This is a genomic window from Collimonas sp. OK607 (assembly GCF_900111995.1).
Classification (GTDB): Bacteria; Pseudomonadota; Gammaproteobacteria; order Burkholderiales; family Burkholderiaceae_D; genus Collimonas.
The window spans coordinates 1-12,884 of record NZ_FOKF01000050.1; the positions used below are offsets into that span (position 1 = coordinate 1).

9 protein-coding genes and 2 pseudogenes are annotated in these 12,884 nt (G+C 57.0%); 1 reads left to right on the forward strand and 10 read right to left on the reverse strand.

Annotated features, from left to right (window positions below; all coding sequences use genetic code 11):
- Positions 1 to 348 precede the first annotated feature (348 nt).
- The 7 genes and pseudogenes from BM029_RS22685 to prpB all read right to left on the reverse strand — a co-directional run.
- A pseudogene (locus tag BM029_RS22685) lies at positions 349 to 1,071 on the reverse strand (reverse transcriptase domain-containing protein); the annotation flags it as partial.
- A 429-nt stretch (positions 1,072 to 1,500) separates the two neighbouring features.
- On the reverse strand, positions 1,501 to 3,081 hold the full coding sequence (locus BM029_RS22695) for an isocitrate lyase (protein ID WP_092439958.1): 1,581 nt from the start codon (positions 3,079 to 3,081) through the stop codon (positions 1,501 to 1,503).
- Positions 3,082 to 3,610: 529 nt separating this feature from the next.
- Positions 3,611 to 4,090 (reverse strand): pantetheine-phosphate adenylyltransferase, encoded by a 480-nt coding sequence (coaD, locus tag BM029_RS22705; protein ID WP_092439961.1) that lies wholly within the window; start codon positions 4,088 to 4,090, stop codon positions 3,611 to 3,613.
- Positions 4,090 to 5,280: a 2-methylaconitate cis-trans isomerase PrpF gene (prpF, locus tag BM029_RS22710; protein WP_092439999.1), complete on the reverse strand. Its 1,191-nt coding sequence runs from the start codon at positions 5,278 to 5,280 to the stop codon at positions 4,090 to 4,092. The genes coaD and prpF overlap by 1 nt, the downstream gene beginning before the upstream one ends.
- Positions 5,281 to 5,308: 28 nt before the next feature.
- Positions 5,309 to 7,903 carry a Fe/S-dependent 2-methylisocitrate dehydratase AcnD gene (gene acnD, locus BM029_RS22715; RefSeq protein WP_092439963.1) on the reverse strand — a complete coding sequence of 865 codons (2,595 nt, stop codon included), beginning with the start codon at positions 7,901 to 7,903 and terminating at the stop codon, positions 5,309 to 5,311.
- Between the two features lie 101 nt (positions 7,904 to 8,004).
- Positions 8,005 to 9,156 (reverse strand): bifunctional 2-methylcitrate synthase/citrate synthase, encoded by a 1,152-nt coding sequence (gene prpC / locus BM029_RS22720; protein WP_092439965.1) that lies wholly within the window; start codon positions 9,154 to 9,156, stop codon positions 8,005 to 8,007.
- Between the two features lie 56 nt (positions 9,157 to 9,212).
- Positions 9,213 to 10,100, reverse strand: a complete 888-nt coding sequence (gene prpB, locus BM029_RS22725; protein ID WP_092439967.1) for a methylisocitrate lyase — start codon at positions 10,098 to 10,100, stop codon at positions 9,213 to 9,215.
- 261 nt (positions 10,101 to 10,361) lie between these two features.
- Between prpB and prpR the strand changes: the two genes are divergently transcribed.
- A complete protein-coding gene (gene prpR / locus BM029_RS22730; RefSeq protein WP_092439969.1) occupies positions 10,362 to 12,014 on the forward strand; it encodes a propionate catabolism operon regulatory protein PrpR in 1,653 nt (550 codons plus the stop codon).
- 54 nt (positions 12,015 to 12,068) lie between these two features.
- On the opposite strand, the gene BM029_RS26670 is transcribed toward prpR, so the two are convergent.
- The 3 genes and pseudogenes from BM029_RS26670 to BM029_RS26405 all read right to left on the reverse strand — a co-directional run.
- Positions 12,069 to 12,335: a GNAT family N-acetyltransferase gene (locus BM029_RS26670; protein WP_092439971.1), complete on the reverse strand. Its 267-nt coding sequence runs from the start codon at positions 12,333 to 12,335 to the stop codon at positions 12,069 to 12,071.
- 105 nt (positions 12,336 to 12,440) lie between these two features.
- Positions 12,441 to 12,770, reverse strand: coding sequence for a helix-turn-helix domain-containing protein (locus tag BM029_RS22740; protein ID WP_092439973.1), 330 nt, complete (start codon positions 12,768 to 12,770; stop codon positions 12,441 to 12,443).
- Positions 12,754 to 12,858: pseudogene (locus tag BM029_RS26405) on the reverse strand (type II toxin-antitoxin system RelE/ParE family toxin); the annotation flags it as partial. The gene BM029_RS22740 and the pseudogene BM029_RS26405, both read right to left, overlap by 17 nt.
- Positions 12,859 to 12,884: the final 26 nt, after the last annotated feature.

The window sequence follows — 12,884 nt, forward strand, 5'->3', positions numbered from 1 at the left end:
GAGCGCAATCATTGCAACTTTGCTCATCGCCCACCTCGCTTGAGGGTCGCTTGCTTGGCCGCAGCAGGCCGCGTATCGGACGGCTGCGCCGTTGCGCGTGCTTCGATCGGACTGATCTGCTCGTACGTTTTTTGCAACTGCTCTTGGGCATAGCGGTTCGGTTCGAAAGCCAAACGTACACGCCAATTTTTACGTCTTCGGGTCATCTCTGCACCTCCCTGTCAGCGGGAGTGACCATCTCAAGAACGAGATCCACATCAACGTCAGAACAGCTTCTGGACCACGGCGCCAGGCACTCCCTTGAAATGCGCAGCCCTAATTTTATACGGCAGTTTGCTCTGTTGTTGGTGGCGTTAGCGGCCCGCCTTGCGGCGTGCCACGGCCACGTTCGGTCACCACGCCATCCTGCATGATGCCGGCGTTCAGGAACGACCGGATCAATCGGATCACTCCGGCGTCGCCGATGCGTTTCTGCAACCGACCAATCAATACGTCATGATTGACACGATCGAAGAATTTCTCCAGATCGACATCGACCACGATCCGGTAACCCTGCTGCACATACTGCTGTGCAGCAAGCACGGCGTCGCGGGCACGACGCCCCGGACGGAAGCCGTGGCTGTGTTCACTAAAGGTGGGATCGATCAGCGGTTGCAGCACTTGCAGTACGGCCTGTTGTATCAGCCGGTCGACCACGGTGGGGATCCCCAGTTCACGTTCGCTGCCATCGGGCTTGGGAATGCCGACGCGACGCACCGGACTGGGCCGGTACGTGCCTGCCATCACTTGAGCTCGGATGGTCGGCAATGCGGTCACCAAATAGCGGCCGGTCGCGGCAATATCCATGCCGTCCATGCCTGCTGCACCCTTGTTTGCCTTCACGCGTTTCCACGCGCGTTGCATGTTCTCTCTCGCTAGCACCTGCGCAAGCAGGCCCGGCCCTGCGTCCACCGTGCCGTGCCGCGTGGGACGAGCTTCATCACTGGCTGCTTGAACGACGGCTTCACCGTCGCACGCCGCAACCCGCTCCGCTGACGCGGACATCTGATGCAGTGCCTTACCCATCGACATGGTAGTTTAACGCTCCTTCTCGTTCGGCCCTTCGCCCCGTGCTGGCAGCTACTACGGCCTCTGCTGACTTCTCGCTCCGGTTTCCACCGTCGCCCTTTCAGGCGCGAGGCGAGATCTCCCCAGGTAAGAGCGCACTCCTTCACCGCACAACCGCCGGATCTACGTTGCCTCTCCTTTGACCACAAGAGCTTCGCGGTTTATGGCCCGCTCGCCCTGATCGGCAACGCCTTCTATCCGGTTCTTGTTCATCGGCTCACGGTTTCGCTCCACGCTTCCTTTCCACGGTCAGTCACCCTTCCGCAGTTGCGCTTCACTTCGTTCGCTGTGGCCAGCTCACGGTGGGACTTGCACCCACAAGAGTGCGCCCATGCTGGGCGCACCATAAAAAAAGCTCGCCGTAGCGAGCTTTTTTTACACCAGATTCAGTTATCAGAACTGGTTCATGGTGTTGTCTTTACCGGATGCTTTCAGAGCAGCGTCGCCACTGAAGTAATCTTTGTGATCATCGCCGATGTCTGAACCGGCCATGTTCTGATGCTTGACACAAGCGATACCCTGACGGATTTCCTTGCGCTGAACGCCAGCAACATAACCCAACATGCCCTGGTCACCGAAGTATTCTTTTGCCAGGTTGTCAGTCGACAATGCAGCAGTGTGATAAGTCGGCAAAGTAATCAGATGATGGAAAATGCCTGCTTCACGCGCCGAATCGGCTTGGAAAGTGCGGATTTTTTCATCTGCAGCGATTGCCAATTCAGTTGCGTCGTATTCAACGCTCATCAGCGCAGCGCGATCGTAAGCAGAAACGTCTTTGCCCTGGCTTTTCATCAGGTCGAAAATTTGCTGGCGGAAGTTCAGTGTCCAGTTGAACGACGGGCTGTTGTTGTAAACCAGCTTGGCATTTGGAATAACTTTACGAATCGCTTTGATCATGCCGCCGATCTGAGCAATGTGCGGCTTCTCGGTTTCGATCCAAAGCAAGTCGGCGCCGTTATGCAGGGATGTAATGCAATCCAGGACACAACGCTCTTCGCCGGTACCTTCGCGGAACTGGAACAAATTGCTAGGCAAACGCTTAGGGCGAAGAAGCTTGCCGTCGCGCTTGATGACAACGTCGCCGTTGCTCATGGACTCAGTAGAAATTTCTTCAACGTCCAGGAACGAGTTGTATTGATCGCCCAAATCGCCTGGCTCGCGAGTTACCGCGATTTGCTTGGTCAAGCCGGCACCCAGCGAGTCGGTACGCGCAACGATTACGCCGTCGTCCACACCCAGTTCCAGGAACGCGTAACGAATGGCACGGATCTTCGCGAGGAAGTCTTCGTGAGGAACAGTTACTTTACCGTCTTGATGGCCGCACTGCTTTTCATCGGAAACCTGGTTTTCGATCTGGATGCAGCATGCACCCGCTTCAATCATCTGCTTGGCCATCAGGTAGGTCGCTTCAGCATTACCGAAACCAGCATCGATATCGGCAATGATTGGCACTACGTGGGTGACGTGGTTGTCAATTTTGTCCTGGATGGCTTGCCTGGCGGCGCCTTGAGCACCGTCCAGCTGGCGGAACAAACCGCCCAGCTCGCGGGCATCGGCTTGACGCAGGAAAGTGTACAGCTCCTTGATCAGGCCTGCTACGGCGGTCTTCTCGTGCATGGACTGATCTGGCAACGGGCCGAATTCAGAGCGCAACGCAGCTATCATCCAGCCGGACAGGTACAGGTAGCGGCGGTCGGTGTTGTTGAAGTGCTTCTTGATGGAAATCATCTTCTGCTGACCGATAAAACCGTGCCAGCAACCCAAAGACTGGGTGTATTTGGACGAGTCGGCGTCGTAGCCTGCCATGTCATCGCGCATGATCTTGGCAGTGTATCTGGCGATATCCAGACCGGTTTTGAACCTGTTCTGGGCGCGCATACGTGCGGCAGATTCAGGATTGATCGCATTCCAGGCACTACCTTCTTTGTCTTTGAGACCGGCAATGGCTTTGATGTCGTCTTGATATTGTGACATTTGTATATCCTAGGTAATAAAGCAAGATTAAAAAAACGAATTGTGTGTCGGTGCATCTGTTCACTCTCGTATCGAAACCAGAGTGGTGAAATCGAAGCAAACTGCATGGAAGAATAATAGCGGTTTTTTTAGACATCGACCATGTCTTATATAAGACATATGACTTAAATTAATTCGTTTATTTTCAATAGCTTATATATAGTTTTTTGCTATACGAAATTAAATTTCAAAAAAATGAATTCTGATTTCCGAGTTTCCTCACTCTCATATTCCACAATGTGGAAGCATTTTTTCGCATTGTGGAATATCGATGGGTCGCCAACAGGAAACGGCAGCGGCGGACCGCGCGACTCCTGCGTAATGATTTGGATAGTTGATTTGGGTAGTTGAGGCGGATCGTCAGAACCGACGATTTTGGAGAAAAAGTCGCTTGATACCAAGGCACGACCTGCTGTTCGCAGGTGTAAAGGAAGGCTTACCCGGATCGGCCCCGGGGATTCGCCGTTTTTGATTTACGATTTTGATTTATTCAGCAACCCATCTTCGCGTTAAACCTTGCAACCACCGACGGAAATACAAATTTCGACACATCGCCCCCGAGGATGGCAATTTCACGCACGATGGTGCCGGAGATGAATTGGTATTGGTCCGACGGCGTCAAGAACAAGGTCTCTACATTGGGTATCAGGTGACGATTCATGCCGGCCATCTGGAATTCCAATTCGAAATCCGAGACGGCCCGCAATCCCCTCACAATGACCCGCGCATCGTGAGCGCGGACGAGGTCGCCCAGCAACCCGGAAAAACTTTCGACCTGCACATTGGCATAATGTCCAAGCTCTTCACGGGTGATCGCCAAGCGCTCCTCAAGCGTAAAGAATGGTTTCTTCTTTTTGCTATCGGCCACGCCGACGATCACGCGATCGAACAAACCCGATGCACGACGCACCAAATCTTCATGACCGCGCGTGAGGGGATCGAATGTCCCTGGATAAATAGCTGTGACCATCAGAACGTATCGCCAGGCACGCGTACCCACCCTTCCATCAGCACCCTGGCGCTACGGCTCATGATGGCTTTGGTCACGCTCCATTCGCCGTTTACCTGGCTAGCTTCCGCTCCGACGCGCAAGGTGCCCGATGGATGCCCGAAGCGCACCGCGCTTTTTGCACCACCACCGGCGGCAAGGTTCACCAGCGTGCCGGGGATTGCGGCGGCGGTGCCGATGGCAACCGCTGCCGTGCCCATCATGGCGTGATGCAGCTTGCCCATGGACAGCGCGCGCACCAGCAAGTCTATATCGCCGGCGGCGACCTGCTTGCCGCTGGAGGAAATGTAACCGGCTGGCTTGGCGACGAAGGCTACCTTCGGGGTGTGCTGGCGATTGGTTGCTTCATCAAGATGCTTGATGAGGCCCATGCGCAGCGCGCCATGCGCGCGAATGGTTTCAAATTTTGCCAACGCCGTGGCATCGCCGTTAATGGCGTCCTGCAGCTCGGTGCCGGTGTAGCCGATTGCTTCCGCATTAAGGAAGATGGTCGGAATGCCGGCGTTGATCATGGTGACCTTGAGCGTGCCGACTCCCGGAACCTCGAGGTCGTCAACCAGGTTCCCGGTGGGGAACATGGATCCGCCCTCACCGTCTTCGTCAGCTGCCGGCGCCATGAATTCAAGTTGCACCTCCGCCGCCGGGAATGTGACGCCGTCGAGCTCGAAGTCACCGGTTTCCTGCACGGCGCCGTTGGTGATGGGCACATGCGCGATGATGGTCTTGGCGATATTCGCCTGCCAGATACGCACAGTTGCCATGCCGTTTTGCGGAATACGAGCGGCATCGACCAGGCCGCTGGCGATCGCGAATGAACCAACCGCGGCGGACAGGTTGCCGCAGTTGCCGCTCCAGTCGACAAATGCTTTATCGATGGCGACCTGACCGAACAGGTAATCGACATCGTGATCGGGCTTGCCGCTCTTGGACAGGATCACCGTCTTGCTGGTACTTGAGGTAGCCGCGCCCATGCCGTCAATCTGCTTGCCGTAAGGGTCAGGGCTGCCGATGACGCGCAGCAGCAGCGCATCACGTGCAGCGCCGGGTACCTGCGCTGCTTCGGGTAAGTCTTGCAGACGGAAGAACACGCCTTTGCTGGTGCCGCCACGCATGTAGGTGGCGGCAATCTTGATTTGAGGTAAGTGTGTCAAAGCGTGAGCCATAGTTGTGTTGTCCTCTTCAGGCAGCCGTTGACGATTCGAGGAAGTCCTGAGCGAAACGCTGCAGCACGCCGCCCGCTTCGTAGATCGAAACTTCTTCTGCAGTATCAAGTCGGCAGGTCACGGGCACTTCCACGCGCTCGCCGTTCCTGCGGTTGATGACCAGCGTCAACGTCGTGCGCGGCGTACGCTCACCGATCACATCGAAGGTTTCGGTACCGTCGATGTTCAAGGTGATGCGATTGACGCCGGGCTTGAATTCCAGCGGCAGCACGCCCATGCCGACCAGGTTGGTGCGGTGGATGCGCTCGAAGCCTTCCGCCACGATGGCTTCCACGCCTGCCAGGCGCACGCCTTTGGCGGCCCAGTCACGCGAGGAGCCCTGACCGTAGTCGGCGCCGGCGATCACGATCAGCGGTTGCTTGCGCTCCATGTAGATCTCGATGGCTTCCCACATGCGGGTGACCGTGCCTTCCGGTTCCATGCGCGTCAGCGAGCCCGCTTTCACCTTGCCGTTTTCCATCACCATTTCGTTCTTCAGGGTCGGATTAGCGAAGGTGGCGCGCTGCGCGGTGAGGTGATCGCCGCGATGGGTGGCGTAGGAGTTGAAGTCTTCCTCAGGCAAGCCCATCTTGGCCAGGTACGCGCCAGCTGCGCTATCGAGCATGATGGCGTTCGACGGTGACAGATGGTCGGTAGTGATGTTGTCGCCCAACACCGCCAGCGGGCGCATACCCTTCATCGTACGCTCACCAGCCAGCGCGCCTTCCCAGTACGGCGGGCGACGGATGTAGGTAGTCTGCGGACGCCAGTCATACAGCGGGCTGACTTTCTCGCCGTTATCGGCGACCACCGCAAACATCGGTTCGTAGACCTTGCGGAACAACTCCGGCTTGACGCTAGAGGCGACGATGGCATCGATTTCCTCATCGGACGGCCAGATGTCTTTCAAGGTCACAGGATGACCATCGGCGTCGACGCCCAGGATATCTTTCTCGATGTCGAAACGGATGGTGCCGGCAATGGCATAAGCCACCACCAGCGGCGGCGAGGCCAGGAAGGCCTGCTTGGCGTAAGGATGGATACGGCCATCGAAGTTGCGGTTGCCCGAGAGGACGGCGGTAGCGTACAGGTCGCGCTCCACTACTTCCTTCTGGATAACCGGATCCAGCGCACCGCTCATGCCGTTGCAGGTGGTGCAGGCAAAGGCCACCACGCCGAAGCCCAATGTCTCCAGCTCCGGCATCAGTCCGGCGGCTTCCAGGTACAGTGCAACCGTCTTGGAACCCGGCGCCAGCGAGCTTTTCACCCACGGCTTGCGGCTCAGGCCTCGAGCATTCGCGTTACGCGCCAACAGACCGGCGGCGATCATGTTGCGTGGGTTGTTGGTGTTGGTGCAGCTGGTGATAGCGGCGATGATCACGGCGCCGTCTGGCATCAAACCTGGTTCATTCTCTACCTTGCCGCTGATGCCGCGTGCAGCCAGTTCGGAAGTCGGCACGCGATTGTGCGGGTTGGAAGGTCCGGCAATGTTGCGCACCACGGAGGACAGGTCGAACTTGATGACACGTTCGTACTCGGCGTTCTTCAGAGTGTCAGCCCAGAGGCCGGTTTCCCTGGCGTAGATTTCCACCAGCTTGACCAGCGCGTCGTCGCGGCCGGTGAGCTTCAGGTATTTGATGGTTTGCTCGTCGATGTAAAACATCGCGGCGGTTGAGCCGAACTCCGGCGCCATGTTGGAAATGGTTGCGCGATCGCCCAGCGTCAGGTGGGAGGCGCCTTCACCGTAGAACTCGAGATAAGAGGACACAACCTTCTGCGCACGCAGGAACTCGGTCAGCGCCAGCACGATGTCGGTCGCAGTGATGCCCGGCTGCGGCTTGCCGCTCAACTCGACGCCGATGATGTCCGGCAGGCGCATCCAGGAGGCGCGGCCCAACATCACGCTTTCTGCTTCCAGGCCGCCGACGCCGATGGCGATCACGCCCAGCGCATCCACCATCGGAGTATGGCTGTCGGTGCCGACCAGGGTATCCGGAAAGGCGACGCCGTCTTTCACCTGCACAACCGGCGACATGCGCTCGAGGTTGATCTGATGCAGGATGCCGTTACCCGGCGGAATCACGTCGACGTTCTTGAACGCCTTCTTGGTCCAGTTGATGAAATCGAAGCGGTCTTCGTTACGACGGTCTTCGATAGCGCGGTTCTTGCCGAACGCATCTGGATCGAAACCGCCGCATTCAACCGCCAGCGAATGGTCCACCACCAGTTGTGTAGGCACTACCGGATTGACCAGGGCCGGGTCTCCGCCTTGGGCTGCAATCGCGTCACGCAGGCCGGCGAGATCGACCAGTGCGGTCTGGCCCAGGATGTCATGGCACACCACACGCGCCGGAAACCACGGGAAGTCCAGGTCGCGCTTGCGCTCGATGAATTGTTTCAGGGAATCGGTCAGAGTCGCAGGGTCGCAACGGCGCACGAGGTTTTCGGCCAGCACGCGCGAGGTGTATGGCAGCTTGTCGTAGGCGCCAGGCTGGATGGCGTCAACCGCGGCGCGCGTGTCGAAAAAATCCAGCTTGGTGCCTGGCAGGGGTTTGCGATTTGCTGTGTTCATGGCTCAGTCAGGAAATGGGTAATGGTCAGGCTCAGGTTTTACTTTACTTGCGGACCATAACGGACCTTTACGGTTCGTCATGGTCCTTACACGACTAGCGACTAGCGCTTACCGATCGGCACGAACTCCAGATTATCCGGGCCGACATAGTTAGCCGACGGACGAATGATTTTGTTATCGATACGCTGCTCGATCACGTGCGCGGCCCAGCCGGACGTACGGGAAATGACGAACAACGGTGTAAACATCGCAGTCGGCACGCCCATCATGTGATACGAGACGGCCGAGAACCAATCCAGGTTCGGGAACATCTTCTTGACTTCCCACATCACTGATTCCAGACGCTCGGCGATGTCGAACATTGCGGTCGAGCCCGCTTCCGCCGACAACTTGCGCGCCACTTCCTTGATGACCTTGTTGCGCGGATCGGATACGGTGTAGACCGGATGGCCGAAACCAATCACCACTTCCTTGTTCTCCACCCGGCTGCGGATGTCGGCTTCCGCTTCATCCGGATTGTCGTAACGCTTCTGGATTTCCAATGCCACTTCATTCGCGCCGCCGTGTTTCGGACCGCGCAAGGCGCCGATTGCGCCGGTGATTGCAGAGTAAAAATCAGAGCCTGTGCCGGCAATCACGCGGCTGGTAAAGGTGGAGGCATTGAATTCGTGTTCCGCATACAGAATCAGCGAAACGTGCATCGCTTTTACCCATGAGTCCGACGGTTTCACGCCATGCAGCAGGTGCAGGAAATGACCGCCGATGGAGTCGTCGTCGGTTTCAACTTCGATGCGCTTGCCATTGGTGCTGAAGTGATACCAGTACAGCAGCATGGAGCCGAACGACGCCATCAGGCGGTCTGCGATGTCGCGTGCACCTGGCGCATTATGGTCATCTTTCTCAGGCAGCGTGCAGCCCAGCACAGAGATGCCGGTGCGCATCACGTCCATCGGATGCGATGCGGCAGGCAACGCTTCCAGCGCGGCCTTGACGCTGGCTGGCAAGCCGCGCAAGGATTTCAGCTTGGTCTTGTAGCCCTTGAGTTCGGCGGCAGTCGGCAACTTGCCGTGCACCAGCAGATAGGCGATTTCCTCGAATTCGCAAGTGTCGGCGATATCCAGGATGTCATAGCCACGGTAATGCAGATCGTTGCCGGTTTTACCTACGGAACACAGTGCAGTGTTACCTGCGGTCACGCCGGACAGTGCGACGGATTTTTTTGGTTTGAAACTGGTTACTTGTGCTTCACTCATTTTTTTCTCCTGGCGGAAAGGAATAGGTATAAAGGGTATGCCTTAAATACGGTGTCTTATTTCTTCTGGGCTGCAAACAGGGCATCCAGATGCTGTTCAAAATCGTGATAGTTGATCCGGTCATACAATTCCATGCGTGTCTGCATGGTATCGACCACATTCTTTTGCGTGCCGTCACGGCGGATTGCGTTATACACGTTTTCGGCGGCCTTGTTCATTGCGCGGAAGGCAGACAGCGGATACAGCACCAGGCCGACATCGGCTGATTTCAACTCTTCGACAGTAAACAACGGCGTGGAACCGAATTCGGTGATGTTGGCCAGTACCGGCACCTTGACGGCTGCGGCAAACTGTTTATACATCGCCAGCTCGGTAATCGCTTCCGGGAAGATCATGTCGGCGCCGGCTTCGACGCAGGCCATCGCGCGATCCAGCGCCGATTCCAGCCCTTCCACTGCCAGCGCATCGGTACGCGCCATGATCACGAAATTCTCGTCGGTGCGGGCATCGACTGCAGCCTTGATACGGTCGACCATTTCCTGCTTGCTGACGATTTCCTTGTTCGGACGATGACCGCAGCGCTTGGCGCCAACCTGGTCTTCGATGTGGATCGCTGCCGCGCCGAACTTGATCATCGATTTGACGGTACGGGCTACATTGAAGGCGCTGGCGCCGAAACCGGTATCCACATCGACCAGCAAAGGCAGGTCGCAGACATCGGTGATGCGTCGCACGTCAGTCAGCACGTCGTCCAGATTGGAGATGCCGAGGTCGGGCAAACCGAGCGAACCCGCCGCGACGCCGCCGCCAGACAGGTAAATCGCCTTGAAACCGGCGCGCTTGGCCAGCAATGCGTGATTTGCGTTGATCGCGCCGATCACTTGCAACGGGGATTCTTCTTGCATCGCCTTGCGGAAAGCCGCGCCTGCGGAATATTGAGTCATATCTTCTCCTGATGGATTGCTAATTTGTTTCATGCAGACGTCTGCACCGGGACTTTCCCTTTATATAGCAATCACTGTGCCATGCAGTGAGGCACGGACAGATAAATTTTCGAAAAAATAAATTATCAAATAAAATCAATAACATACAAAGAAAAATGGACACAGGAAAAATTCAGCTGGCATCAAAATAAACAGCGAAATTGTTTCATTTGATGTTACATTGACGCATATTGAAACGCATCTGTTACGCACATTTGAAACATGCAACATCCACCTCCCGCCCGACGTAAGGCCGGTGATGCCGGCGACCCCAACCAAAAGCCCGTTATCTGGACTGTCTCGGTCTCACGCCTGTCCGACCTGTTTCGCGACATCACGCTGGAATACGACGACCGCGCGATTATCGAACCCATTGATCTGGGATTCGACGAAGCAGCGCGCTACATCCGGGAACGGATGGAAACCGAGCGCTGCGACGCGGTGATCTCCGCCGGGTCCAACGGCGCCTATCTGAAAAGCCGGTTATCGGTCCCGGTCGTCATCGCCAAGGCCAGCGGCTTCGACGTGCTGCAGGCATTGTCGCGCGCGCGCCAGATCACGCCCGACATCGGCATCATCACTTACCAGTCCACGATGCCGGCGCTCAAGGAATTCCAGAATGCATTCGGCATCAATATCCAGCAACGCGACTACGCAACCGAAGAAGACGCGCGGGCACAAATCAATGAGCTCAAGGCCAGCGGCGTCAAGGCGATTGTCGGCGCCGGCCTGATCACCGACCTGGCCGAAGAAGCCGGGTTGGCCGCGGTATTCGTCTATTCCGCCGCATCGATCCGCCAGGCTTTCGACGACGCGCTGGAAATCGCGCGGTTGACGCAACTGGAATCGAACCGCAGCCACAGCCGTAGTCCGCCGCTGGCCGACACGCTACGCGCCAAGCATGGTCTCAACGATTTGCGCGGCGATTCGCCGATGATGGAAACCCTGCGCCAGTCAATCGTACTGTATGCCAAATCGCAGGCCACTGTGCTGATCCAGGGCGAAACCGGCACCGGCAAGGAACTGGTCGCGCAAGCGATTCACCGCGAGAATCCGCGCGCGATCATCGGCAACAAACCATTTGTTGCGGTCAATTGCGGTGCGATTGCAGAATCGTTGCTCGAGTCGGAATTATTCGGCTATGAGGAAGGCGCATTCACCGGCTCGCGTCGCGGCGGCCACGCCGGCCTGTTCGAAGCGGCCCATCGCGGCACGCTGTTCCTGGATGAAATCGGCGAAATGCCGCTGGCGCTGCAGACCCGCTTGTTGCGGGTACTGGAAGAGCGCGAAGTGGTACGGGTTGGCGGCACCCGCCCGATTGCGGTCGATGTGCGCATCATCAGCGCTACCCACTGCGACCTGGAACAGCGCGTCCGCGAAGGCCGTTTCCGCGCCGACCTGTTTTATCGCCTGGCGGTATTGAGGTTGACGCTGGCGCCGTTGCGTGAACGTCCGGAAGATCTGATCGTGCTGGCCGAATGGTGCCTGAAAAAAGCGCTGGCCGCCCTTGGCGCCCGCCCGCATCCGAACCTGCATGCTGAAATTATTGCTTGCGCGCCCCTGCTCGGCGCCTACGCCTGGCCCGGTAATGCGCGTGAAGTGCGTAATCTGATGGAAAGACTGGCGCTGTTCCTGGCGGCTGAACCGCTGCAGGCATTGTCACCTGCCTTCATCCTTAGTGTTGCGCCGGAATTTGCTCAGGTAACGATGCCAGTGTCGACACCCAGAATCGCAGCGGCGACCTCAAGCACCGCACCACAGGGTGCCGAGAGCATCACGCAAGTATTGGCCCGTTTCGGCGGCAACCGTGAAGCCGCAGCCAGGCACCTCGGCATCAGTCGTACCACACTATGGCGCAAGATCAGGGATCAATGATCCGCGGCGATAGGAGACTTTCGTTCAAAGTAATGCGCCATCGGGTCGACGGCTTCAGCCTGGCTTCTTCCGTGCTCGCCATTCATTTTGGCTGATGGCAAGGACGGTCGTGCTCCACATCCGACATTTGAAGAATCGGTCATCGGGACGCTCTGATTCGATCCGCATTCTGAACGCCTGGCAAAGTTTTATCGCTGCCTTGTTTTCAGATATGGTCTCTGCGTAAATCCGATGTAACTCCAACTCGCCAAAGCCGAACTCGATCAACGCATTGCCTGCCTCGCGTGCTGCAGCAGCGCCCTGCCACTGCCTGCCGAGCATTGGATTTAGTTAAAGTTGGCTCAAATGAATACCGGTGAGGCTGTTGCGCTTTGGTTGATTGGCGATACGATGCCACCCGTGTCACCGGCCGTTGAACCTGTTTGATTACAGATTCAATAATTCAGCATCAATTCCAAGGGCTGCAGCGATCTTCTCGCGACTTGTTTTGCGAAGTTTGCCACTGACCTCTTGTTGAGCATACGCTGATTGAGATACACCGAGGCGTTCAGCCATACCACTCTGAGTAAGGCCAAGATGCTCACGCCAGGCTCGTACAGGTGTCCAGTCGTTATCAACCATGAGGCTGACCACTTCATGCGGAATGTAGTCGCCTTTGCCTTCATGTTCGCGGATGTAGTCGGCGTAGGGAATGACAACGAAGGCCGGCGCCCCATTGGGACCATTTAGGATTTGGATATTAGTACGTGCGTTCATCGCGCTTACTCACTTCCTCAATGTAGACGATGCGAACAACACCGTCGAAGTTGAAAAACACTCGATAGTTACCAACTCGGAGCCGGTAACGTTGAAGATAGTCGCACAGGCCAT

Excerpts from the sequence above, each read along its gene's own strand:
- prpR (WP_092439969.1), top strand. The coding sequence starts at position 10,362 with ATGCAACATCCACCTCCCGCCCGACGTAAGGCCGGTGATGCCGGCGAC.
- prpB (WP_092439967.1), bottom strand. The coding sequence starts at position 10,100 with ATGACTCAATATTCCGCAGGCGCGGCTTTCCGCAAGGCGATGCAAGAA.
- BM029_RS22695 (WP_092439958.1), bottom strand. The coding sequence starts at position 3,081 with ATGTCACAATATCAAGACGACATCAAAGCCATTGCCGGTCTCAAAGAC.
- prpC (WP_092439965.1), bottom strand. The coding sequence starts at position 9,156 with ATGAGTGAAGCACAAGTAACCAGTTTCAAACCAAAAAAATCCGTCGCA.
- coaD (WP_092439961.1), bottom strand. The coding sequence starts at position 4,090 with ATGGTCACAGCTATTTATCCAGGGACATTCGATCCCCTCACGCGCGGT.
- BM029_RS22740 (WP_092439973.1), bottom strand. The coding sequence starts at position 12,770 with ATGAACGCACGTACTAATATCCAAATCCTAAATGGTCCCAATGGGGCG.
- BM029_RS26670 (WP_092439971.1), bottom strand. The coding sequence starts at position 12,335 with ATGCTCGGCAGGCAGTGGCAGGGCGCTGCTGCAGCACGCGAGGCAGGC.
- acnD (WP_092439963.1), bottom strand. The coding sequence starts at position 7,903 with ATGAACACAGCAAATCGCAAACCCCTGCCAGGCACCAAGCTGGATTTT.